The 21705-nt window shown below is 69.9% G+C and carries 17 protein-coding genes; 8 read left to right on the plus strand and 9 right to left on the minus strand.

Annotated elements, in window-relative coordinates:
- The first annotated feature begins 188 nt into the window (after window positions 1-188).
- From RM788_RS03865 to RM788_RS03875, 3 genes are all read left to right on the plus strand, one after another.
- Complete coding sequence (locus tag RM788_RS03865; protein WP_315930094.1) at window positions 189-464, plus strand: hypothetical protein; 276 nt, start codon at window positions 189-191, stop codon at window positions 462-464.
- Between the two features lie 29 nt (window positions 465-493).
- Window positions 494-1390: a universal stress protein gene (locus tag RM788_RS03870; RefSeq protein ID WP_315930095.1), complete on the plus strand. Its 897-nt coding sequence runs from the start codon at window positions 494-496 to the stop codon at window positions 1388-1390.
- Window positions 1391-1565: 175 nt separating this feature from the next.
- Window positions 1566-1922, plus strand: a complete 357-nt coding sequence (locus RM788_RS03875; RefSeq protein WP_315930096.1) for a hypothetical protein — start codon at window positions 1566-1568, stop codon at window positions 1920-1922.
- A gap of 155 nt (window positions 1923-2077) precedes the next feature.
- On the opposite strand, the gene RM788_RS03880 is transcribed toward RM788_RS03875, so the two are convergent.
- Entirely contained in the window at window positions 2078-4666 is a 2589-nt protein-coding gene (locus RM788_RS03880) for a cation-translocating P-type ATPase (protein ID WP_315930097.1), read from the minus strand.
- Between the two features lie 176 nt (window positions 4667-4842).
- Between RM788_RS03880 and RM788_RS03885 the strand changes: the two genes are divergently transcribed.
- Window positions 4843-5331: a universal stress protein gene (locus RM788_RS03885; protein ID WP_315926025.1), complete on the plus strand. Its 489-nt coding sequence runs from the start codon at window positions 4843-4845 to the stop codon at window positions 5329-5331.
- 118 nt (window positions 5332-5449) lie between these two features.
- On the plus strand, window positions 5450-6250 hold the full coding sequence (locus tag RM788_RS03890) for a hypothetical protein (protein WP_315930098.1): 801 nt from the start codon (window positions 5450-5452) through the stop codon (window positions 6248-6250).
- Here RM788_RS03890 and RM788_RS03895 read toward each other — a convergent pair.
- From RM788_RS03895 to RM788_RS03910, 4 genes are read right to left on the minus strand one after another with little or no spacing between them, the layout of a single operon-like run.
- Window positions 6225-7148, minus strand: a complete 924-nt coding sequence (locus RM788_RS03895; protein WP_315930099.1) for a carbamate kinase — start codon at window positions 7146-7148, stop codon at window positions 6225-6227. The genes RM788_RS03890 and RM788_RS03895 overlap by 26 nt on opposite strands.
- A gap of 1 nt (window position 7149) precedes the next feature.
- A complete protein-coding gene (gene argF / locus RM788_RS03900) occupies window positions 7150-8142 on the minus strand; it encodes an ornithine carbamoyltransferase (RefSeq protein ID WP_315930100.1) in 993 nt (330 codons plus the stop codon).
- A 25-nt stretch (window positions 8143-8167) separates the two neighbouring features.
- Window positions 8168-9418, minus strand: a complete 1251-nt coding sequence (locus RM788_RS03905) for an arginine deiminase (protein ID WP_315930101.1) — start codon at window positions 9416-9418, stop codon at window positions 8168-8170.
- Window positions 9415-10818 carry an amino acid permease gene (locus RM788_RS03910; RefSeq protein ID WP_315930102.1) on the minus strand — a complete coding sequence of 468 codons (1404 nt, stop codon included), beginning with the start codon at window positions 10816-10818 and terminating at the stop codon, window positions 9415-9417. Before RM788_RS03910 ends, RM788_RS03905 begins: the two co-directional genes overlap by 4 nt.
- A gap of 328 nt (window positions 10819-11146) precedes the next feature.
- Between RM788_RS03910 and RM788_RS03915 the strand changes: the two genes are divergently transcribed.
- Window positions 11147-11806, plus strand: coding sequence for a VIT1/CCC1 transporter family protein (locus tag RM788_RS03915; protein WP_315930103.1), 660 nt, complete (start codon window positions 11147-11149; stop codon window positions 11804-11806).
- 643 nt (window positions 11807-12449) lie between these two features.
- The gene (locus tag RM788_RS03920) at window positions 12450-13862 is read left to right on the plus strand and encodes a DUF4389 domain-containing protein (RefSeq protein WP_315930104.1); all 1413 of its coding nucleotides are present in this window, start codon (window positions 12450-12452) and stop codon (window positions 13860-13862) included.
- 61 nt (window positions 13863-13923) lie between these two features.
- Here RM788_RS03920 and mgtA read toward each other — a convergent pair whose 3' ends face one another.
- Both mgtA and RM788_RS03930 read right to left on the minus strand, forming a co-directional pair.
- A complete protein-coding gene (gene mgtA, locus RM788_RS03925; protein WP_315930105.1) occupies window positions 13924-16554 on the minus strand; it encodes a magnesium-translocating P-type ATPase in 2631 nt (876 codons plus the stop codon).
- A 552-nt stretch (window positions 16555-17106) separates the two neighbouring features.
- On the minus strand, window positions 17107-18411 hold the full coding sequence (locus RM788_RS03930) for a serine hydrolase domain-containing protein (RefSeq protein ID WP_315930106.1): 1305 nt from the start codon (window positions 18409-18411) through the stop codon (window positions 17107-17109).
- Between the two features lie 558 nt (window positions 18412-18969).
- Here RM788_RS03930 and RM788_RS03935 point away from each other — a divergent pair.
- Complete coding sequence (locus RM788_RS03935) at window positions 18970-20289, plus strand: wax ester/triacylglycerol synthase domain-containing protein (protein ID WP_315930107.1); 1320 nt, start codon at window positions 18970-18972, stop codon at window positions 20287-20289.
- A gap of 37 nt (window positions 20290-20326) precedes the next feature.
- Here RM788_RS03935 and RM788_RS03940 read toward each other — a convergent pair whose 3' ends face one another.
- Both RM788_RS03940 and RM788_RS03945 read right to left on the minus strand, forming a co-directional pair.
- On the minus strand, window positions 20327-20854 hold the full coding sequence (locus tag RM788_RS03940) for a flavodoxin family protein (RefSeq protein ID WP_315930108.1): 528 nt from the start codon (window positions 20852-20854) through the stop codon (window positions 20327-20329).
- 313 nt (window positions 20855-21167) lie between these two features.
- Complete coding sequence (locus RM788_RS03945; protein WP_315930109.1) at window positions 21168-21674, minus strand: universal stress protein; 507 nt, start codon at window positions 21672-21674, stop codon at window positions 21168-21170.
- Between the last annotated feature and the right edge of the window lie 31 nt (window positions 21675-21705).

The raw sequence follows: 21705 nt of genomic DNA on the forward strand, positions 1-21705 counted from the left end.
GGACAGGACCTTCGCCCGTGTGGTCAACGGCTCGCAACGGTCCGCTTGGGTGGTCGGTTGGAACTGACCGGGTTGATGCGCGAGCTGCTCGACTTGGTGCCGATCAAGCACATCAATCAGCTTCCGTCCGCTGGGATACCGCTCTCGAGAGCGCGCCCGGCAAGGACCAAAAGCCCGAGCCGCTCGTCGTGGTGCTGAACTCGCACTACGAAGGGCCACTGGGCGAGCTGCCCGCGGGTCAAGCCCTGCGGCGGATCCTGCTCACCGCCACGCCCCTCGAGCTGTCCGCGTCGTTCCTGGCGCAGCCGATCGAGGTCAGCACCGTCCGCGACGAACCGCGCCGCTCACCGGGCGGTTCCCTGGTGCCCCGGACGGTGCTGCGCATCGGTTGCGGCACCCCCGCCCCCACGCCACGCCGTCCTGTGTCCGACCTGCTGGACGGACCGACCACCGCCGCACGCTGATCGGCCGAACCGCGTCACAGGAGCCGTCGATGTCCGTTCATTCCAGCCCTCTCGACCCGTCCATGGTCTTGGACCGTCCACCGAGCCCTGTCGCCGTCGGGTGTGACGGCTCGCGGTGGGGCCGCGCGGCCCTGTTCTGGGCAGCGGACCACGCCGCCCGCACCGGCTCCGAACTCGATGTGTGGGCGTGGGGCGACGGCGACGGCCTGGACCACCTCACTGGCCGACACCCGGAACTGCGTCCGCGGATCCACCGGACCGGACCGGAACCGGCGCGCGATCTCGAAGCGGCGAGCCTGCGCGCGGGGACGCTCGTGGTCGGCTGCCGGAGTCGCTCGACGAGTCCGCTGGGGCTTGACGGCTTGGTGCTCCCGTTGGTGGAGGCGGCGTTGTGCGACACCGTCGTGGTTCGAGGCGAGGCCTCGGCGCTGCGCGGTGCTCACCAGCGGATCACGGCTTTGGTCAGCGGCGGTGAGGACGACGCCCTGGTGCTGGCGCGAGCCGCCGCGGTGCTTGGACGCGACTCAGTGCTGCGCGTTGTGCACGCCGCCCCCATGCACACCGTGGGGGACGCACTGGTCTCCGAACCGCAATTCGTGCTCGACCGAGCAGCCCGGCTGCTCGACCGGCTGGACCCGCGGCCTTCCTGCGCCACGACCCTGCTCCGATTCCAGCCCCACGAGGCGATCAGCCGGTACACCGACAGCGATCTGCTCGTCGTCGGCTCCGGCGACCACCACAACCTGACCGGGCGGTGCGGCTCCGTCACGAAGGCCGCCGTGCACCACGCGTCCTGCCCGGTTCTCATCGTCCGTCGACCACCACCTCGAATTCCACCGGAGGTCTCCCGCCATGTCACAGCACGATCAGCAGACGGACGTCCAGTCCCCGCGGATGCTCGCCGATCGGTTCGCACCGCGTCATGACTTCATCCGCGCCAGCCACTTGGTGGTCGACGCGGATCCCGCCACCACCTACCAGGCCGTTCGTGCACTGGACTTCGCCTCCGTCCGGGCTCCGCTCGTCACGCTGTCCATGTGGGCACGTGGTGTTCCGGAACGGATCCGAACCCGCCACGCCCCGCCGAAGCCTCCCACCCGGATGACGCTCGACGACCTCGTCGCTGCCTCCGACTGGCGAATCCTCGGCGAAAGCCCCGGCTCCGAGGTCGCCTTCGGCGCGATCGGCAAGTTCTGGAAGCCCGTCATCGAGTGGCGGTCCTTCGAGGCCGACGACTTCGCGGACTTCGACGAGCCGGGTTGCGGCAAGATCGTCTGCTCGCTGTCGGTCGTGCCGTACGGTCGGGATCGCACGCTGCTCACCTACGACGTCCGCACGATCCTGGACGATTCCGTTTCGCTCAAGCGCTTCCGCCGGTACTGGCTGCTCATCAACCCGTTCGTCGGCGTGATCGAGCGCGCGGCGCTGAGCGCGATCGCAGCGTCCGCGCAGCGTTGACATGTGTTCGTGCGTGCCGAACCCCCTGGACTTCTCGACAGCCCAGGGGTTCGACACGCCCTATCAGGATTGCTTCTCGGTGGTGGCTCCGCGGACACCGCGGCGTAGCTGTGGTTCGGCGGTCGTGACAGCCCGTTGCGGGCCGTGCACAGGGGTCACACCGATACCGCCGCGCCGGTCGGCGCGGCTTCGGGGGCGGCGTCGCGGCGTGCTCGCACGACCGCCTTGTAGGCGGTGTCGGCGAGGATCACCGCGGGAGCCGCGGCGATCACGAGCGCCCATCCCAGCGGCGACGGCAGGGCGCCGCCGAGGAGTTCGGGCAGCGGCGGAACGAGCAGGAACACGGCCAGGATCGCGAGTTCGAACAGCACCGCGTAGATCAGCAGCCTGTTGCCGCGCAGTCCGGCGAGACCGACCGGGCGGGTCGCGCTGCGGCAGGCGAACGCGTTGGCCAGCTGCCCGACCACGACCGCGGCGAACGCGGTCCCCGACGCCGTCGCGAGCACCGCGGCGTCGGCGGTGGTGCCGAGGACCCAGCCACCCGCCAGGAGCACCAGTGCGAACGCGGTCATCGCGGCGAGCGCCTCGGTCGGTCCGAGGACGCCGAACGCGCGGCGCAGCACCGACTTGTCGATCAACGAACCGGTGCGGGCCGGTCCGCGCATGGTGCGCGGGTTCGGCCGCTCGGTGCCCAGCGCCAAGGCGGGCAGCAGGTCCGTGCCGATGTCGAGCGCCAGGATTTGCAGGACGGTCAGCGCGAGCGGGATCTGCCCACCCGACAACGCCCACACCACGAACGGCGTGAGCTCGGCGACGTTGTCGGTCAGGTGGTAGGTCAGGAACCGGCGGATGTTGGCGTAGGTCGCGCGGCCCAACTCGACGGCGGCGACGATCGTGCCGAAATGGTCGTCCAGCAGGACCAGGTCGGCGGCTTCCCTGGCCACGTCGGTGCCGGAGGCGCCCATGGCCACGCCGATGTCGGCCGCTCGCAGGGCGGGCCCGTCGTTCACGCCGTCGCCGGTCATCGCGACGACGTGTCCCCTGCGCTGCAAGGCTTTCGCGATCCGCAGCTTGTCCTCGGGCGTCACCCTGGCGATGACCACGCCGTCGCGGTCGAGCAGTTCACCCAGAGCGGCCGCGTCCTCGGGCAGGTCGGCTCCCTCCACCACCAACTCGTCCGGCCCCAGAAGTCCCACTTCCACGGCGATGGCCCGTGCGGTGGCCGGGTGGTCCCCGGTGACCATGGCGACCTTGATCCCCGCGGTCCGGCACGATTCGAGCGCTCCGGCGACGTCGTCGCGCGGCGGGTCCTGCAACCCCACCAGGCCGAGCAGGGTCAGGTCCGTCTCGGCGTGCTCCCATCCGGTGTCGTCACCCGGCCGTGTCGAACGGCGTGCGACGGCGAGCACCCGGAGTCCCTGGGCACCGAACCGGGTCATCGCCTCAAGGGCGGCGTCCTGGTCGCCGCACAGGGGCAGCACGGCGTCGGGCGCACCCGTGACGTGAACGCCGTCGACGTCGACCACGGACGACCGTCTGCGGTGCGGGTCGAACGGGTAGCGCACACCATCGACCGTCTGCGCGGTCACGCCGAGCCTGGCCGCCAGCACGTGAAGGGCGACCTCCATCGGATCGCCGACCGGGTGCCAGCCGTCCTGATCGCGCTGGACATGCGCCGTCGGCGAGCAGCGGACGGCACTCGCGGCCAACACGCCGAGGCGGCGCACGGCGGCTTGATCACCCGTCGCGGCTCCGGTGGGTTCGTAGCCGGTGCCGGTGATGGCGACTTCGCCGAGCGAGGTCCACGCGCGCACGACCGACATCTCGTTGCGGGTCAACGTCCCGGTCTTGTCCGTGCAGATGAAGGTGGTGGACCCCAGGGTCTCCACCGCGTCCAGTCGCCGCACCAGCGCGTGCCGACCGGCCATGTTCTGCGCGGCTCGCGCAAGGGACAGGGTCACGGTCGGCAGTAGGCCTTCGGGTACGAGCGCGACCGTGACGCCGATCGCGAACAGGAAGCCGTCGGTCGTCGACAGCCCGAGGAGCATGGCCAATCCGAAGAACGCGGCACCGACACCGACCGCGACGAGGCCGATGACGCTGACGACCTTGTGCAGCTGCACCGACAGCGGGCTCGGCGGTCGTTCCGCCTGCTGGGTGAGCGTGGCGATGCCCGCGAGCTTCGTGTGCACACCGGTCGCGGTCGCGACGACGGTCGCCTCGCCTTCGGACACGTAGGTGCCCGCGTGCACGCTGTCGCCCACGGCGGGGCGCACGGGGACGCTCTCGCCGGTGAGCATCGATTCGTCCACGGACAGCCCCGCGGCGGTGTGCACTTCGCAGTCGGCGCACACGCGGTCGCCTGCTTCGAGCAGGATCTCGTCGCCCACCACCAGGTCGGCCGCGTCGACCACGACAGGTTTGCCGTCGCGGTGCACGGTCGCCTTGGCGGGCATGAGATCGCCGAGTCGTTGTGCGGCGCGGTCCGCGCGGAACTCCTGGGCGAACGCGAACGCGCCGTTGAGCACGACGACCACGGTGATCGCGATGGCCAGCGCGGGCATCCCCGCGACGAGCGAGAGCACGGCGGCGCCCCAGAGCATCAACGCGAAGGCGTGGACCATCTGCTTGAGCAGCAGCACCAGGGGATGGCGCTTGTGCGCCCGTGGCAGCACGTTCGGGCCGTCGGCGCGCAATCGCTCCGCGGCCTCGGTCGACGTGAGTCCGCCGGTAGTGGACGTCATCGGACTTCCTTCACATCGAGGCGCGCGAGTGCGCACTGCTCAGCACTCTGCGCTCGCGGGTGGCCGCGGGGCAGTGCGCTTGGCCTCTCCGCCACGGTGACCTAGGCCCCTACCCCTGCCGCCTGGATGGGGTCAGGCTTCGGATGACCGAGAACTCTCCCGACAGGAGCGATGACGTGGACCTTCCCCTGATCGTGGTGGGCGTGGACGGATCACCCGCCAGCCGTACCGCGTTGCGCTGGGCGCTGAACGAGGCCAAACGCAGCGGTGCCGCGGTCGAGGCGACCATGGCCTGGCAGCACGAGTCCGAGTTCGTGCCCGCAGTCTCGCTCGGCGTGCACCCGTACGCGGAAGTGCTGCCGCAGCAGCACCACCATCCCGCTCGGGTGCTGCACGACCTCGTGACGGAGATCCGCGCCGAACTGCCGGACGCGCCGGAGATCGCCGAAGTGACCATCACCGGCGACGCCTCGACCGCGCTCCTGCGGGCGTCCCGGCAGGCAGCCCTGCTCGTCGTCGGCAGGCACGCCCACGGCCCGCTCACCGAAGCCCTGCTCGGCAGCGTGACCACCGACTGCATCCGGCACGCCGCGTGCCCGGTCGTGGTGATCCCGCCGGGCGTCACCACCCGGTCCGCCGACGCCGTGCGGGTCGCGGCGCGCTGAAGGTCCCGGCGAACGCGGTCCCTTCGCCACTGCGGGGTTCGCACCATCCGGAGCACCGTCAGGGCATGACCTCCCCTCCGCTGTCCGGACCTCGGTGCGCACGTGGTGGACCGAGGGCGTGTCGTGGCTCCTGGCCGCGCTGCTCCTCACCGCCACCCTCTACGGGCTGCTGGCCGAGCACGCCTACCGGCTCTCCCGTTCGCTGGAGCTGCAGGGGATCGCCCAGGACGTGCTGACGCTCGCGACGATCCCCGTGCTCCTGTGGGCCGCCCGTCGCAGCCGCGCGGGTTCGCTGCCGGGCCACCTGCTGTGGCTGGGAACGCTGGCCTACCTCGCCTACAGCTACCTCGTCTACGCGATCGGCGTGCCGCAGAACCCGGCGTTCCTGCTCTACACCTCGATCCTCGCCCTCTCGGTCGCCGCCCTGATCGACGGGATCGGCCGGATCGACGCGCGGAAGGTCTGCCCCGCGTTCGACGGCCGGGGTCACAAGGGGACCGGCTGGTTCCTCATCGCCTTCGGCTCCGCTTTCGCGGCTCTGTGGCTGTCGGACATCGTGCCCACCATCGGCGGTGGGTTGCCGGGAACGATCGGTGCAGGCGAACTGCCCAACCCCGTGTACGTGGCCGACCTCGCGTTCGCCCTGCCCGCGGTGGTGGCGACCGGGGCGGCGCTCGTGCGTGGCCACGTCGCCGCTCCGGTCCTCGGTGCGGTGGTGCTGGTGAAGGTCGTGACGCTCGGCCTGGCGATCTCGGCGATGGCCGTGGCCATCCTGCTCGACGGCGGCGACCCCGGCTGGCCGGTCGTCGCGCTCGTCGCGGTGATGATCGCGGTCTGCACGACGATCCTCGTCCGTGGCGCCCGCAGACTAGGTGTGCCCGCCTCGGGATGGCTCAGGGAGACGTTGTGGGAGCGCTGACCACGGTGGTCCCCTCGGTGCCGTCCAGCACGGCGGCCGCCGCGGTCAAGGAGCCGATGGCGGCCGCGTGACCGGTCGCCGCGACGAACCTGCGGCAGGCCTCGACCTTCGGGCCCATGGACCCGGCGGCGAACTCCAGGTGCGCCAGTTCGTCGAGGTCGAGGATGGGCAGGGGCTGGGCGTTCGTCGTGCCGAAGTCCCGCACGACGGCGGGGACGTCGGTGAGCAGGACCAGCCGGTCCGCCTTCAGGTCGATCGCCAACAAGGCCGCGGTGAGGTCCTTGTCCACCACGGCCTCCACTCCGTTGAGCCGTCCGTGGCCGTCGTCCACCACGGGCGCTCCTCCGCCGCCGCCGCACACCACGACGGTGCCCGCGTCCACGAGGCGTGCGACGGAGTCCGCCTCGACCAGACGAAGCGGCTCCGGTGACGCGACGACCCGACGCCAGTGCGCGCCGTCCGCCGCGATCCTCCAGCCGTGCGTTTCGGCGAGCCGCCGCCCTTCCCCTTCCGAGTAGACGGGACCGACGAACTTCGTGGGAGTGGCGAACGCCGGGTCGGCCGCGTCGACGACGGTCTGGGTGACGATGGCGAGCACCGGTCGGCGGACGCCCGCGTTGCGCAGCGACTGCGCCAGCCAGTAGCCGATCATCCCCTGGGTCTGCGCACCGAGCACGTCCAGCGGGTACGGGCGGCTCAGCGACGGGTCGGCCTGGCTCTCCAGGGCCAGCAGACCGACCTGCGGCCCGTTCCCGTGGCAGATCACCAGCTCGTGGTCGGCGGCGAGCGGAGCGAGGGCCTCAGCCGCCGCGCGCACGTGGTGCAGTTGGATGGCGGCGTCGGGTTTCTCGCCGCGGGCGAGCAGCGCGTTGCCGCCAAGTGCGATCACGATGCGCACGTCACGACGCCAATCCGGTGACGAGGACGGCTTTGATGGTGTGCAGCCGGTTCTCGGCCTGGTCGAAGACGATCGAGCGCGGTGAGGAGAACACCTCGTCGGTGACCTCGGCGCCGTCGAGTCCGTACCGCTCGTGCAGGTGTTCGCCGATGACGGTGGTGCGGTCGTGGATGGCGGGCAGGCAGTGCAGGAACTTGGTGTCGGGCTTGCCGGTGGCCTTCATCAGCGCCTCGGTGACCCGGTACGGGGTCAGCAGCGGCACGCGGACGTCCCACTGCTCCGGCGAGTCGCCCATGCTGACCCACACGTCGGTGTAGACGAAGTCGACGCCGTCCACGCCCTGCTCGGCGTCCTCGGTGACCAGGACCCTGGCTCCGCTGGTCTTCGCGAGTTCACGGGCGGTGGCTACGACGTCGGCGGGCGGTCGGAGTTCGCGAGGTGCGGCAATGCGGACGTCCATGCCGAGAAGTGCCCCCGTGATCAGCAGGGACCGGGCCACGTTGTTGTGGCCGTCGCCGACGAAGCAGACGCTGATGCGCTCGACCGGGCCGGGGTGGTGTTCGGTCATGGTCAAGACGTCGGCGAGCATCTGGGTGGGGTGCCAGGAGTCGGTGAGCCCGTTCCACACCGGCACTCCGGCGTTGTCGGCCAACTGCTCGACCGTCTCCTGGGCGAAGCCGCGGAACTCGATGCCGTCGAACATCCGGCCCAGCACCTTCGCGGTGTCGGGCACGGACTCGTCGCGACCCATGTGCGTTCCGGCGGGGTCGAGGTAGGTCACGTGCGCGCCCTGGTCGTGGGCCGCGACCTCGAACGCGCACCGGGTGCGCGTGGAGGTCTTCTCGAACACCAGGGCGATGTTCTTGTCCGTCAACGACTTCCGCTCGACGCCCGCCTCCTTCGCGCGCTTGAGGTCTGCGGCCAGCGCGACCAGTGCGAGGAACCGGGTCTTGTCGAGGTCGAGTTCTCGGAGCAGCGAGCCGGGGTGGCGCATGGGAATTCCTTCGCTGTGAGGGGTGTCAGATGCCGTCGCGCTGGATGGGGCAGGTCATGCAGCGGGCACCACCGCGGCCGCGGCCGAGTTCGTTGCCGGGGATGCTGATGACCTCGATGCCGTGGTCGCGCAGCATCGTGTTGGTGACGGTGTTGCGCTCGTAGCCCACGACCACGCCGGGCGACAGGGTCAGGAAGTTGTTGGCGTCGTCCCACTGCTCGCGTTCGGCGGCGCGCGCGTCCTCGTCGGCGCACAAGACGCGGAGCCCGTCGATGCCGAGCGCGTCGGCGATCGTGGTGAACAGGTCGTCGCGCTGGTCCACGCGCAGGCCGGCGGATGCGCGTTCGACGACCTCTTCCGGATCGACCGGGGTGATGACCCGGGTGCGCAGCGACTTCGGGTCCAGGCCGGGGTAGCGGACGAACGTGTCCACGTCGATCATCGTGAGGATCGTGTCCAGGTGCATGAACGCGTGCGACCGGGGCAGTTGGACGGCGATCACGGTGGTGGCCTGGCCGGTCCGGAACAACTCACGGGCCAGGATCTCGACGCCCATCGCGGTGGTGCGCTCCCCCATCCCGATGAGCACCACTCCGCGGCCGAGGACGAGCACATCGCCGCCCTCGATGGTGGCGGGCTGGTGGTTCTCGTCGTCGGCCCCGTAGTAGAACGGGAAATCCTGCGACTCGAACAGGGGGTGGAAGCCGTAGACGGCGCGGCAGTGCAGCGATTCGCGTTGCCGGGCGGGCTTGGCCATCGGATTGATGGTCACGCCGCCGTAGACCCAGGCCGAGCTGTCTCGGGGGAACAGCGTGTTGGGCAACGGGGGCAACACGAAGTCGTCGAGCCCCAGGGTCGACCAGCGCAGGCTGTGCACGTCCAGCGGCGACAGGTCGGCGCGGGTCACTCCCCCGATCAACAGCTCGGCCAACGTGGCGGGGTCGATCTTCTCGGTGAACTCGCGCAGCGGCTCGACCAGCGTCGGACCCACGAGTTCGGGGGTGCAGACCCGGTCCAGCACGAACGCCCTGGCGTCCGGCAGGGCGAGCGTCTCGGCGAGCAGGACGTCGGTGTGGTGCACGACGACGTCGTGGTCACGCAGCACCTGGGCGAAGGTGTCGTGCTCCTCACGGGCCTTGGCCGCCCACAGGACGTCGTCGAACAGCAGTTCGTCGCAGTTGCTCGGCGTGAGTCGGCTCAGCTCCAGTCCTGGGCGGTGGACGATGGCCTCTCGCAGCGTGCCGACTTCCGAGTGCACTCCGAGCGTGCGGATCACTGGTTCGTCCTTGTCTCAAGAGTGGCTTCGGCCGGCGTCTCGCCGTATTCGCGGTGTCCGACCTTGAGCCAGATGTAGAGCGGCAGTCCGAGCAGCAGGCAGATGACGCCGTAGTAGACGGCCTGGTAGCCGCTGCCCGCGAGCGCCCAGAACGAGAAGACCAGCGCCAGCGCGGACACCCCGCAGTCGCGCACCAGGTGCGGCCACCGCATCTGCTTGCCGCGGGACAGCAGCCAGTACAACTGGGCGCCCGCGCTGAACAGATAAGGCACCACCGCGGTGAAGACGGACAGGAGCACCAGCGTGGTGAACACCTGGTCGAAACTGGTGTAGCTCACGACGGTGAGCACGGTGGCGAGAACGGTCGAGCTGACGATGCCGAAGACCGGGACGCCGCGGCGGGTGCGGGCGAACCGCTCCGGGAACAGCCGGTCCTTCGCGGCGGCCAACGGCATCTCGCCGATGATCAGCGTCCAGCCGATCAGCGAACCGAGCCCGGACACCACGGCGGCGACTGCCACTGCCTGTCCGGCCCAATGGCCGCCGAAGATCGCGTCCGCCGACGCGGTGAACGGCGCCGTCGAGACCTGCAACGCCGCGTTGGGCACGGTGCCGAACACCGTAAGGGTGCCGAGGATGTAGACGACCGCGCAGCCGATGGTGCCCAGCACGGTGGCGCGGCCGACGTTGCGCTTCGGGTCGCGCACCCGGCCCGCCGCGACGGAGGCGGTCTCGATACCGATGTAGCTGAACAGGGCGATGGCGGCGGCAGCGGAGATCGCGCCGCCGATGGAGGTGCCGCCGGCGTTGAACGGCCCGAAGTTGGCGGTCTTGATGAACAACAGGCCGATGGTGGCCATGAACAACAACGGCAGGAACTTCAGCACCGTCGTCACGATCTGCGTCACGGCCATGTTCCGCAGGCCGGACAGGTTGATCACGGCGGGGATCCACAGCCCCGCCAAGGCGATGGCGATCGACCAACCCACGACGTGGTCGGTGTTCACGAACACCTCGGCGTACCCGACCAGAGCCACCACGATGGCCGCGTTGCCCGCCCATGCGGTGATCCAGTAGCACCACGCCGTGAGGAAGCCGCCGAACTCGCCGAAGGCCTCCCTGGCGTAGACGTAGGGCCCTCCGGAGCCGCGGACCCGTTTGGACAGCGCGCCGAACGTCAGTGCCAGCGCCAGCGCGCCGATCGTGACGAGGACGAACGCCACCAGGCTGATCGGTCCGAACGCGGCCAGCGCGGTCGGCAGACCGAACACCCCGGTGCCGATCACCGAGCCGATCACCAGCGCGGTGGCTGTGGGCAGGCCGAACGTGCCGGATTTCGATGTCGGCTTGCCCTGGTCGGGTGTCGTGTCGCGCTCGGTGTCGATGACGGGTGTGCTCATGGGCGTCTCCTTCGCGAGGCCGAGGACCGACCGCGTCTGCGAAGGCCATGGCCAAGCCTGTCCGCGTCGACGACCGCGGCCCACAGCCGGACGTCACGACGGGGCAGGGTCGTTGGTCCCTGGTGCCGGAATATCTACAGTGGACTGAACCGCGCACGGCGTCCTTGAGGATGCCGAGCCTTTCCTTGCCGGCGGGACAACCGGAATCGGCCTACCGTGATGCCATGGCCACCGAGCCGAGTCCCCGATGAAACCTCCGGACGGAACTTCTCCGGCCAGGCCGGCGACGCACGAGGCCGAAGCGCACCACGGTGGCTTGTCACGGAGGATGAATTGGCTGCGGGCCGGTGTGTTGGGCGCCAACGACGGCATCGTGTCGACAGCGGGTTTGGTGGTGGGTGTGGCCGGTGCCACCGCGGCGACCGGTCCGGTCCTCACCGCGGGCATCGCGGGAGTCGTCGCGGGTGCCGTCTCCATGGCGCTGGGCGAGTACGTGTCGGTGAGCAGCCAACGCGACACCGAGCGGTCCCTCCTGGCCAGGGAGCGGGCCGAACTCGACCTGTTCCCCGATGAAGAACTCGATGAACTGACCGCGCTGTACGTGGCCAAGGGACTCAAGCAGGAGACAGCCCGACAGGTGGCCGAAGAGTTGACCGGCCACGACGCCTTCGCCGCGCACGCCGACGTCGAACTGGGCATCGACCCGCACGCCCTCACCAACCCCCTTCACGCCGCGGGGGCCTCGGCGATCGCGTTCGTCCTCGGATCAGCGCTTCCGCTGGTGGCGATCCTGGTGCCGCCACCGGGTGCGCGGATCGCCGTCACGTTCGTCGTGGTCCTGTTCGCACTGGCCGTGACCGGCGTTGTGAGCGCTCACCTGGGGGCCGCGGGCAAGGTCGCGGCCGTCGTCCGATTGGTCGCCGGAGGGGCGCTCGCCATGCTCGTGACCTTCGGCATCGGACAGCTCGTCGGCGCCACCGTCCTCTGAACCCCGGCCCGATCCTCGTCATGCCGGTGCACGCGATCACCGCGCTGTCGATCCCGCTACCGGGACTTTCGGCGTCGACAGCGCCGTGATGACGACGCTCACCAGCATCGCCGCGAGGATCGCGTGCACCCTCCCCCGGTGCCAGCAGGTGGTTTCCTGTGCCGAACGCGCCCAGCCAGACGAAGAACACCGGCGCGAGGAATCCGTCGGTCACCGCGAAGAGTTGCCCGGCCAGCACGTCCCGGATCCTCGGCCAGCGGCAGCGCAACGATGCAGACGGTGTCCGCGACGGCCACATGCACCACCTTCGCCAGTGCCACGGGCGTGCGCACTCCGGAGCCCGTGACGGTCGGGACGACCAGCGCGGCCGAGCGCGCCGCGCAACGACACGTCGCCTAGTAGGACGTGGCTGCCCACTTCGAGCATCACCAGCGCCAACCCCAGCAGGCTCATCGCACCTCCTGGTTCCGCGGCCCGGACCGACCAGGGAAAGCAGTGCGGAGACGATGCCACGACACCAAACCCGCACCCTGCCCGACCAAGGCACTCCGACGCAGTACGGAAGGGACCGGCGGCACTGCCCCTGGCCTCCGGTACGAGCGACCTTGTGGACACAGCACATCCGCACTTCCAGGAGGTCCGCATGACATCGACCGCAGCTCCCTACCCGGTCCACGTCCGCGGCCGCCTCGACCCCGGCCTGAACCGGTGGCTCTGGCTGGTCAAGTGGTTCCTGGCGATCCCGCACTACGTCGTGCTGACCTTCCTGTGGCTGGGCTTCTCCGTCGTCAGCCTGGCGGCGTTCGTCGCCATCCTGATCACCGGCCGCTACCCGCGCCCGCTGTTCGACTTCGCGGTCGGCGTGCTGCGCTGGACCTGGCGGGTCAGCTACTACGCCTACGGCGCGCTGGGCACCGACCGGTACCCGCCGTTCAGCCTCGGCGAGGAACCCGACTACCCCGCGACCCTGGAAATCCCCTACCCGGAGCACCTGTCCCGCGGACTGGTCCTGGTCAAGTGGTGGCTGCTCGCCATTCCCCACTACCTGGTCGTCGGCGTGTTCATCGGTGGCAGCGGATACCTCGCCGCCCAGTCCGACCAGTGGGCCTGGAGCTTCGGCGGCGGACTGGTCGGTGTGCTCGCGCTCATCGCGGGCGTCGTGCTGCTGTTCACCGGCCGCTACCCGCAGGGCGTGTTCGACTTCATGCTCGGCATGGACCGCTGGGTCCTGCGCGTCGCCGCCTACGCCGGACTGCTCACCGACGCCTACCCGCCCTTCCGGCTCGACACCGGCGGCGACGACCCCTCCACGACCCGCATCGACCCCGGCACGACGACTCCCCCGGCGAGTGGCCCGACCGACGGGCATCCCGGCCGGATCGTCGCCGTGGTCGTCGGGGCGCTCCTGCTGCTCACCGGCGGAGGACTCCTCACCGGCGGCGGCGTCGCGATCTGGGCCGACCAGACCCAGCGGGACGCCGACGGCTACCTCACCACCGGCACCCGGACGTTCCACAGCGACGGCTACGCACTGGAGTTCGAGACGGTGGATCTCCAGTGGTCTGCTGACAACCCGATCACCGGCGAGGACGTGCTCGGCCCGATCCGCATCCGCACCGGCGACACCCCGGTGTTCGTCGGCATCGCCCGGCAGCAGGACGTCACCACATACCTGGCCACCGTGGACCACGACGTCGTGGCGACTGTGGTGGACACCAACGGAGTGCACTACGACCACCGCGCCGGCAGCGCACCTGCCATCGCGCCCGAAGCGCTGCGCATCTGGACGGCCTCCGTCTCGGAAGCCGACCGCACCCTCGACTGGACCCCGCGGTCCGGTCAGTGGACCGCCGTGGTGATGAACGTCGACGGCTCCCGCCCCGTCACCGCCGACCTCGCCATCGGCGCGACCGCGCCCGTCCTGGGCGCGCTGACCACCGGCCTCGTCGCCGGTGGTTGCGCGCTGGTCGTGCTCGGCGTCGTCATGATCCTGCTGGGCGCTTGGCGGCGCCCGAAGCACCTGCCCCGCACCCCCGAACCGAAGCAGGTCGGTTGATCCACGATGGCTGTGGCCACGCGGAGACGTTCCGCGTGGCCACAGCCATGTGCGGGAGAGGTCAGGAGTGCGCCGGGCGTCGAGTCGTTCCCGCCCAGCGCTTCGCGGTGCTGAAGTACGCGGCACGGCGCCGGACGTGGCGATGCCCGCCGTAACTCCGCCGCACGGTCGGAGTGACGGCGGCAACGCGGTAGAAGTACCGCTTGCCGACCTCGATCAGCGCGAGGTAGCACACCACCATGCCGACCAGCGCGGCGAAGAACGCGCCGGGCAGCGGCTGGAAGCCCAGCGCGGTCGCGAGCGGCGTGGCGGGGAGGACGGCGCCAACCAGCACGACGCCCAGCGCGGCCAGGGTCAACGGCAGGCTGGGGTGGCTGCGGAAGAACGGCACGCGACGAGTGCGGATCGCGAAGATCACCAGGGTTTGGGTCGCCAACGACTCCACGAACCAGCCCGACCGGAATTGCGCCGGGCCGGAGTGGAACACCCACAGCATCACCGCGAACGTGCCGAAGTCGAACACCGAACTGAGCGGCCCGAAGAAGACCATGAAGCGGCGGATGAAAGCGATGTCCCAGTGCGACGGTCGGCGTAGTTGCTCCTCGTCGACGTTGTCGGTGGGGATGGCGAGCTGGCTGGCGTCGTAGAGCAGGTTGTTGAGCAGGATCTGCGACGGCAGCATCGGCAGGAACGCCAGGAACAGCGACGCGCCCGCGGCCGACGCCATGTTGCCGAAGTTGCTGGACGTGCCCATCAGCACGTACTTGATGGTGTTGGCGAAAATCCGACGGCCTTCGGCCACACCGTCGGCGAGCACGCCGAGGTCTTTCTCCAACAGGATGACGTCGGCCGCGTCCTTGGCGACGTCGGTGGCCGAGTCGACCGAGATGCCCACGTCGGCGGCGTGCAGGGCGAGCGCGTCGTTGACACCGTCACCGAGGAACGCCACCCCGCCGCGGGCCTTCCGCTGGACCCGCACGATCCGCGCCTTGTGCTCGGGGCTGACCCTGGCGAACACCGTGGTGCGCACGATCGCCTCGCCGAGTTCGTCGTCGTCGAGGGCGTCGATGTCGACGCCGGTCAGCGCGACGGCGTCGCCGAGTCCGAGGTCGCGGCAGACCGTGACCGCGACCTCCGCGTTGTCGCCGGTGACGACCTTCACCGCGATGCCGAGGTCGGCCAGCCTGCGCAGCGCCTCCGCGGCGTCCTGCTTGGGCGGGTCGAGGAACACCAGCAGCCCCATCAGCGTCAGCCTGTGCTCGTCTTCAGGGGTCAGGCCCGCGGGGGCGGGGCGGGTGGCGACGGCGACGACCCGGTTGCCCGCCGCGAACTCCGCCGCCAACGCCTCCCGTGCCGCCGGGGGTACGTCGACGCAGCGTTCCAGCACGGTCTCGGGCGCGCCCTTGGTGACCATGGTCGAGACGCCCGCCGAGTCCCGGACGATGACGGACACCATGCGGCGGTCGTGGTCGAACGGCAGCACGGCCAAGCGCTCCACCGCAACGGCGACCTTGCCCGCGGGGCTCGCCCACAACGCGCGGTCGAGCGGGTTCCCGCCCTCGGACTCGGTGCACAGCAGTCCCCACCCCAGCACCTCGGCCGCTGTGTCGTCGCCCGCGGGGACGGCGCGGGCGAAGTCGACCCGGCCGTGGGTGAGGGTGCCGGTCTTGTCGGTGAACAACACGTCCACGTCACCGAGGTCCTCGATGCACACCAACCGCTTGACCAGCACCTTGCGCTTGCGCATCCGCCGCGACCCAGCCGCGAGGCTCGTCGACACGACGGCGGGCAGCAGCTGCGGTGTGATCCCGACCGCGATGGCCAGCGAGAACAGCAATGCGTCGATGATCGGCCGGTCCAGCACCACGTTGACCACGAAGATCGACGTGGTCAGCCCACCAGCCACGTACACCAGCAGCATCGAGAACCGCCTCAGCCCGACCTGGAACTCCGTGTCCAGTTGCCGGGTGTCCAGCCCTGCGGCGATCTTGCCGAACTCGGTCGCGGCCCCGGTCGCCACGACGACTCCCACCGCGCTGCCCGCGTGCACCACGGTGCCCATCAACGCGCACCCCGCCAAGTCAGCCAACGGGGTTCCGACCGGCACCTCGGCGGTGGTCTTGTCCACCGGCAGCGATTCACCGGTCAACACCGATTCGTCGCACTCGAGTCCGGTCACCTCGATCAGCCGGATGTCGGCGGGGACGACGTCCCCCAGCCGAAGTTCGACCACATCACCGGGTACCAGCGTGGTCACGTCCACCGGAGAGGGGCGCCCGTCGCGGACGGTGACGGTGCTGTGGTGGATCTCGGAATGCAGCGCCTCCGCGGCCTTCTCGGCCCGGTACTCGTTGAAGAACCCGAGCCCCACCGACAGGGCGACGATCACCCCGATGATCACCGCGTCGCTGTGCTGGCCGACGACGTAGGACGCGATGGCGGCGATCACCAGCAGCCCGAGCAGTGGTGACCGCAACTGGTGCAGCAGCACGGCCACCGGGCGGGCCCGGTGCGTGGCCACGGCGTTCGGCCCGTACCGGGCCTGTCGCCGCAGGACCTCGGTGCCCGCCAACCCGGCCCCGGCCTCCACTTCGAACTCCCGCAGCACCTCCACCACGGGCAGTGCGGCCGCGCCGACCACTCCGGTCGTCCTGCTCCGGTGGCGGGGTGGAGCCGGTTCGGCGATCGTCACGGAAGCTCCTCGTCGCATGCGTGCGGCACGCCGACGAGTGGGCTGCCGGGATCGCCCGCGAGCCGAAGCGGTCATCGATCCGCTTCTCGACGTGCTCGCCGTTGAGCGTCGTCCACGTGGGGGTGACGAGGCAGTGGCAGCGGTCCCCGGTCGTCGGGGACCTTCGGCCCTGGGTCACCGGGCGAAGAACCTGTCGATTAAGTCGGCCCGCACTCGACTTCGGATCATCGCGCTGCGTGGCGCTTCGCTGTGCCAGGTGAGCGGCTACGAGCGTCACGCCCCATTCGTGGGCGCGGTCGATCTCCTGGTGCTCGGTCTGCTCATCCCGAACGCGTGGGTGGGCGCGCCGACCACGAGCAGGTCGCCGTCGTCCGGTAGCCGGGTCGGTGCTGCACCTGCTTCGACCACCTCCGCTTGGCCTGCGCGATCACCATGGTGTCGCCGAACATCGATTCGTCCACGACCAGCGCTCTAGGCACCGCGACCTTCGTCCCCGCCTATAGCCGGGATCGCTTGCGCGGCCAATGCTTCACCCGGTCAAGCCCACCATGGTCACCAAGCGCGGCCGGAGTACTGGGAGGAGCCCGCGCTCGAGGTGCAGGAGTCCGGGATGGTCTGCTCCGTCGACCGCGCGGACTCGGCTCCGCCGACCTCTCCGTCGCAGAACACCTCGCTGATGAGGCTCTGCAGCGCCTTCTGCATCGCCTCCGCAGGGGGGACCACGGCGTCCACGTAGGTCAGCGAGGCCTCCAGGGTCCTGCTGCCGTCGAGCGTGCTGTACATCGCCGTCGCGTAGCCCTGGACGCCGCCGTTGTGGTTGATCAGGGTGGTGCCGCTGCAGTTCGAGTCCGGGCGCAGCGTGAACACCCCGAGGCCGTAATCGCTGACCGGGTGCGGCTTGAGCATCTCGGCCAGCAGCGGGGGCGGGAGGAGCCGCCCTCCCAGCAGCGCGGAGAAGAACGTGTGGAGATCCCGGGTGGTCGAGATCATGTCACCGGCGCTGGATATCCAGGAGGGGTTCTGGCGGGCGATGTCGACCGTCTTCCACTGCCCGGCGTCCTGGTACCGGTAGTAGCCGTGGGCGTGCGGCCCGAGGATCGCAGGCGAGGTACCCGGCGCCGAGGTGTCCCGCAGCCCGAGCGGCCCCAGGAGCCGTTGCTGCATCACCGCGGCGTACGAGCGGCCGGTGACCTTCTCGATCAGCAGCCTGGCCAGCACGTAGTTGGTGTTCGAGTAGCTCCAGTCGGTCCCCGGCGCGAACCGCGCGGGCTTGGACAACGCGAACCGCACCAGTTCTTCGGGCCGGTAGGTGTGGAACCGGTTGTCCACCCACTCCTTTCCCGACCAGGGGATCCCTGGAACCACCGTCCCGTCCGGGTAGTACTCGCCGGTGAAGTTGAACAACCCGCTGGTGTGCTGCAACAGCATCCGCACCGTGACCCGCCGGTCCACACCGGACTGCGGCAGGTAGTCGGCCGCCGGGGCGTCCAGCCCGATCTTGCCCTCGGCCACCAACTGCAGCACCACGGTCGCGGTGAAGGTCTTCGTGACGCTGCCCACCCGGAACCGTCCGTCCGCGGGCGGCTTCGCGGCCTCGCCCAGCTTCCGGAGCCCGGCGCTGCCGACCCAGTCGCTCCGCTGATCGTGCACGCGCAGTTGCACACCGGTGATGCCTGAATCGACGATCGTCTGAATGGCTTCCTGCAGGTCAGGGCGATCTTGTACGGCAACGGCCTCCGGCACCACCCTGCTGCCCGCGAAGGCCGTGCCGGGTTCGCCAGCTCCGGCCAGCAATGCGAAGGCCAGCGCCGCAACGCCTGCTCGTCGGAACACCCGTGACATTCGGACTCTGCTCATCTCACCGTTCATGGCACCACAATGGCACATGTTTGGCGCCATGTGAAGCCACAATGGCATCACCATTGTCTCCGATGGCGCCACTCATGTCACGGCATGCAGGGTGAGGTTCCAGTGGTCCCGCTGGCTAGCGAACTCGACGGCCTGTCGGCGCGTGTCCCCTTGGAGGACGGCTCGCTGACCGGCCTCACCGTCCTGCTGAAGCCCCGCTCACGGCCGCGCAGGTGAACCGCGCGTTCGAGAAGACCGCTGGCGGTCGGTTCAAGGGAAATCCTGCGCTGCGCCACCGACCCGCTCACCTCCAGGACGTCATCGGCGACCCGCCGTCCTGCGTGTTCGACTCGGGTTTGACCAAGGCCAACGGCAGGCTGGTCAAAGTCTCGGTTGGTACGACAACGAATGTGCCCACCCCAACCGCACGATCGAGCTGGCCGAGTTGATCGTGAACACCCTGCCGTAGGTGGCCGTTCACGACATCCGACCTGTTGGTGCCGTTTCGTACGCCACAGGGGACCTTCGTCCCTGTGGCGCCCGGCCGGGTCCGTGCACCATCAGAACGTGACCAGCGACAAGCCCGTGCGTTTCGAGCGGGCGAGCGGCAACGACCTGGTGGAACTCGTGTGCGACACCACTGGCACGTCGATGCAGGTGGCGGCCGTCCTCGTGCTCGACACGCGGTCGCCCGTGGGCATCGCCGCGGTTCGAGAGGCGATAGCGGAGCGCGTCAAGGCCGCACCGCGGCTGCGACAGCGATTGGTGGACGCCCCGTTCGGTTGCGGCGGACCGGTGTGGATCGACGATCCCGCCTTCGACATCGGCGACCACGTGATGTCGGCAACGTGCCCGGCACCAGGCGGCGAGCAGGCACTGCTGGGGATCGTCGCCGAGGCGATCACCACACGCCTGGCGCGGGACAGACCCCTGTGGTCGGTCACCCTGGTCACCGGCCTCTCCCCCGCCCGCAGCGCACTGGTGGTGGTGTTCCACCACGTCCTCGCAGACGGCATCGGCGGGTTGGCCGTCCTCGCGCACCTGGTCGACGGTGCCCCTGTCGCGCCCGACGACGGGTTTCCGCGTCGAGCGCCACGATGCCGGGAACTCGCGGCCGACGCGGCCAGAGCCCGTGCACGAGCAGTCGGCAGGCTGCCGATCGAGTTAGGTCGGCTCAAGGCCGCGATCGCCGAATCCGGCATCGGTCGCCGAGCACGCGCACCGCACTGCTCGCTCAACCAGCCGACCGGTACCAAGCGGGCTCTCGCGGTCGCCCGTGTAGACCTCACAGCACTCCACGAGGCCGCCCGCGCGCAAGGCGGCACGATCAACGACGCCGTCCTCTCAGCGGTCGCCGGAGCCCTCCGCACGGTGTTGACCGCTCGTGGCGAGGATGTCGACCGCCTCGTGGTCTCCGTTCCGGTGTCATCCCGACGACAGGCCGAGATGGCCGAACTCGGCAACCGGGTCGGGGCCATCCCGGTAGGGATCCCGACGACCGGTGACCCGATCCGGCGATTGGCCGCCATCGCGCGGATCACCCGGCAGCGCAAGACCGCCGCACCCGGCTCCTCGGCGATTCTGATCGGATGGACCTTCCGCGCCCTGGCGAAGATCGGCGTCCACCGGTGGTTCGTCGACCGGCAACGCCTGGTCAACACCTTCGTCAGCGACCTGCACGGTCCTGACCACGCCATGTCGTTCCTCGGCGCGCCGGTCGTCGACCTGATCCCGGTGTCGGGGATCTCCGGCAACGTCACCGTCGCATTCGCCGCCCTGTCCTACGCGGGCACTCTGACCGTCACCGTGATCGCCGACCCGGACCGCGTTCCCGACCTGGACGACCTCGCGGAGGCGCTGCGCCAGGAACTCCACGCGCAGGGATGAGAAGCGCAGCAGCTCGCCTGGGAAGGGCGGATCCCACTCAGGTGACGTGGTACCGCGCCGCGTGCTCGGCGGCGATCCGGACGCCCCACTGCCGGGCTCGGTCGATCTCGCCGTCGCGCAGTGGACCGCGCGTTCCCGTGACGCCGAAACTCTCCGGGCGAGCGGCGGCTTGGAAGCCGAGGCGGCGGAGTTCGCTCAGCGCGCGACGAGCCGCGGAGCCGGACAGCAGTGCCGCCTTCATCCGGGTGTCGAACGCGGCAACCCTGGCGGTCGGATGCCGGTTGTCCAGTCCGTCGAGCCATTCCCGCAAGCCGATCCCCGTGGAGACGACCTCGCCGACGGCTTGGTCCGATGCCGATTCGCGGGTGCTCGGCCTGCTCATGCCGAACGCGTGGGTAGGAGCGCCGACCACGAGCAGGTCGACGTCGTCGAGCGGCAGCGGCGCTGCGGCGCCGACCTCCACGAGGTCGACCGCCGCGGAGGTGGACAGGCCTTCGGCGACGGCCCGTGCGATCAGCCGGGTGTTGCCGAACATCGATTCGTAGACCACAAGTGCACGTGTCATCGCGGTTTCCCTTCTCGTTCGTCGTCCAGGCTCGACGCCCGGACCCGATTCGCACCCGTCACGACCTGCTTGTCGCCGATCACCACTTCCGCCCGACGATCACGTCGTCCGGCGACAGGTCCACTGGGAACTTCGTGGGGTCTTCCGACCGAAGCCGAAGTAGGTGATCGGGCCGACGAGGTTGATCGCGATCACGACTGCTCACCAGGCCTTGCGTGCCACGATCGTCTCCCTTTCACCCTGTCGACCTCGCTGTCGGGTGCTGCCGCACGGACAACAAGAACTCACACCGCGGGGGTGTGGCGATCCGCGGTCACAGCAGCGGCCCAGGGGTCATGGGCACTCCGACTCCCGGCACCCGCTCGGGCATCGGCTCGGCCAAGTCGTTGATCACCACAACCGGGCAGGACGCGTGGCGCACGCAGTAGGCGCTCACCGAGCCCAGCAGCGCGGTCATGGCCGCTCCCAATCCCCTGCGTCCCACCACGAGCAGCGACGCGTGCTCGGATGCCGACGTCAAGGCCAGCTTGGCTTCCTCACCGGCCACGACGGTGCGGATCTCGACCTCGGTCGTGATCTCGGCGACCGCCTTGTCGAGCACCTGCTGCCGGGCGGCGCGCAACTCCTCGGGCAGCATCCCGATCATCATGTCGATCGGGACCACACCGACGGCCATGCCGAAGTCGCGGTGCTGCCCGGTGACCGCCTCGACGGCACACCCGCGCCGCTCGGCCTCGTCGACCGCCCACGCCAAGGCGGCCCGGCTGGCCGGTGATCCGTCCACACCGACCACGATCGGCCGCGATTCCAGGTCTTCCACAATCCGCTCCTCTGTGTTGTCCGTTCGTCGA

The organism is Umezawaea sp. Da 62-37, from assembly GCF_032460545.1.
In the GTDB taxonomy this organism is placed as follows: Bacteria; Actinomycetota; Actinomycetes; order Mycobacteriales; family Pseudonocardiaceae; genus Umezawaea.

Excerpts from the sequence above, each read along its gene's own strand:
- RM788_RS03870 (WP_315930095.1), top strand. The coding sequence starts at position 494 with ATGTCCGTTCATTCCAGCCCTCTCGACCCGTCCATGGTCTTGGACCGT.
- RM788_RS03875 (WP_315930096.1), top strand. The coding sequence starts at position 1,566 with ATGACGCTCGACGACCTCGTCGCTGCCTCCGACTGGCGAATCCTCGGC.
- RM788_RS03880 (WP_315930097.1), bottom strand. The coding sequence starts at position 4,666 with ATGACGTCCACTACCGGCGGACTCACGTCGACCGAGGCCGCGGAGCGA.
- argF (WP_315930100.1), bottom strand. The coding sequence starts at position 8,142 with ATGCGCCACCCCGGCTCGCTGCTCCGAGAACTCGACCTCGACAAGACC.
- RM788_RS03910 (WP_315930102.1), bottom strand. The coding sequence starts at position 10,818 with ATGAGCACACCCGTCATCGACACCGAGCGCGACACGACACCCGACCAG.
- RM788_RS03915 (WP_315930103.1), top strand. The coding sequence starts at position 11,147 with ATGAATTGGCTGCGGGCCGGTGTGTTGGGCGCCAACGACGGCATCGTG.
- RM788_RS03920 (WP_315930104.1), top strand. The coding sequence starts at position 12,450 with ATGACATCGACCGCAGCTCCCTACCCGGTCCACGTCCGCGGCCGCCTC.
- RM788_RS03930 (WP_315930106.1), bottom strand. The coding sequence starts at position 18,411 with ATGAGCAGAGTCCGAATGTCACGGGTGTTCCGACGAGCAGGCGTTGCG.
- RM788_RS03940 (WP_315930108.1), bottom strand. The coding sequence starts at position 20,854 with ATGACACGTGCACTTGTGGTCTACGAATCGATGTTCGGCAACACCCGG.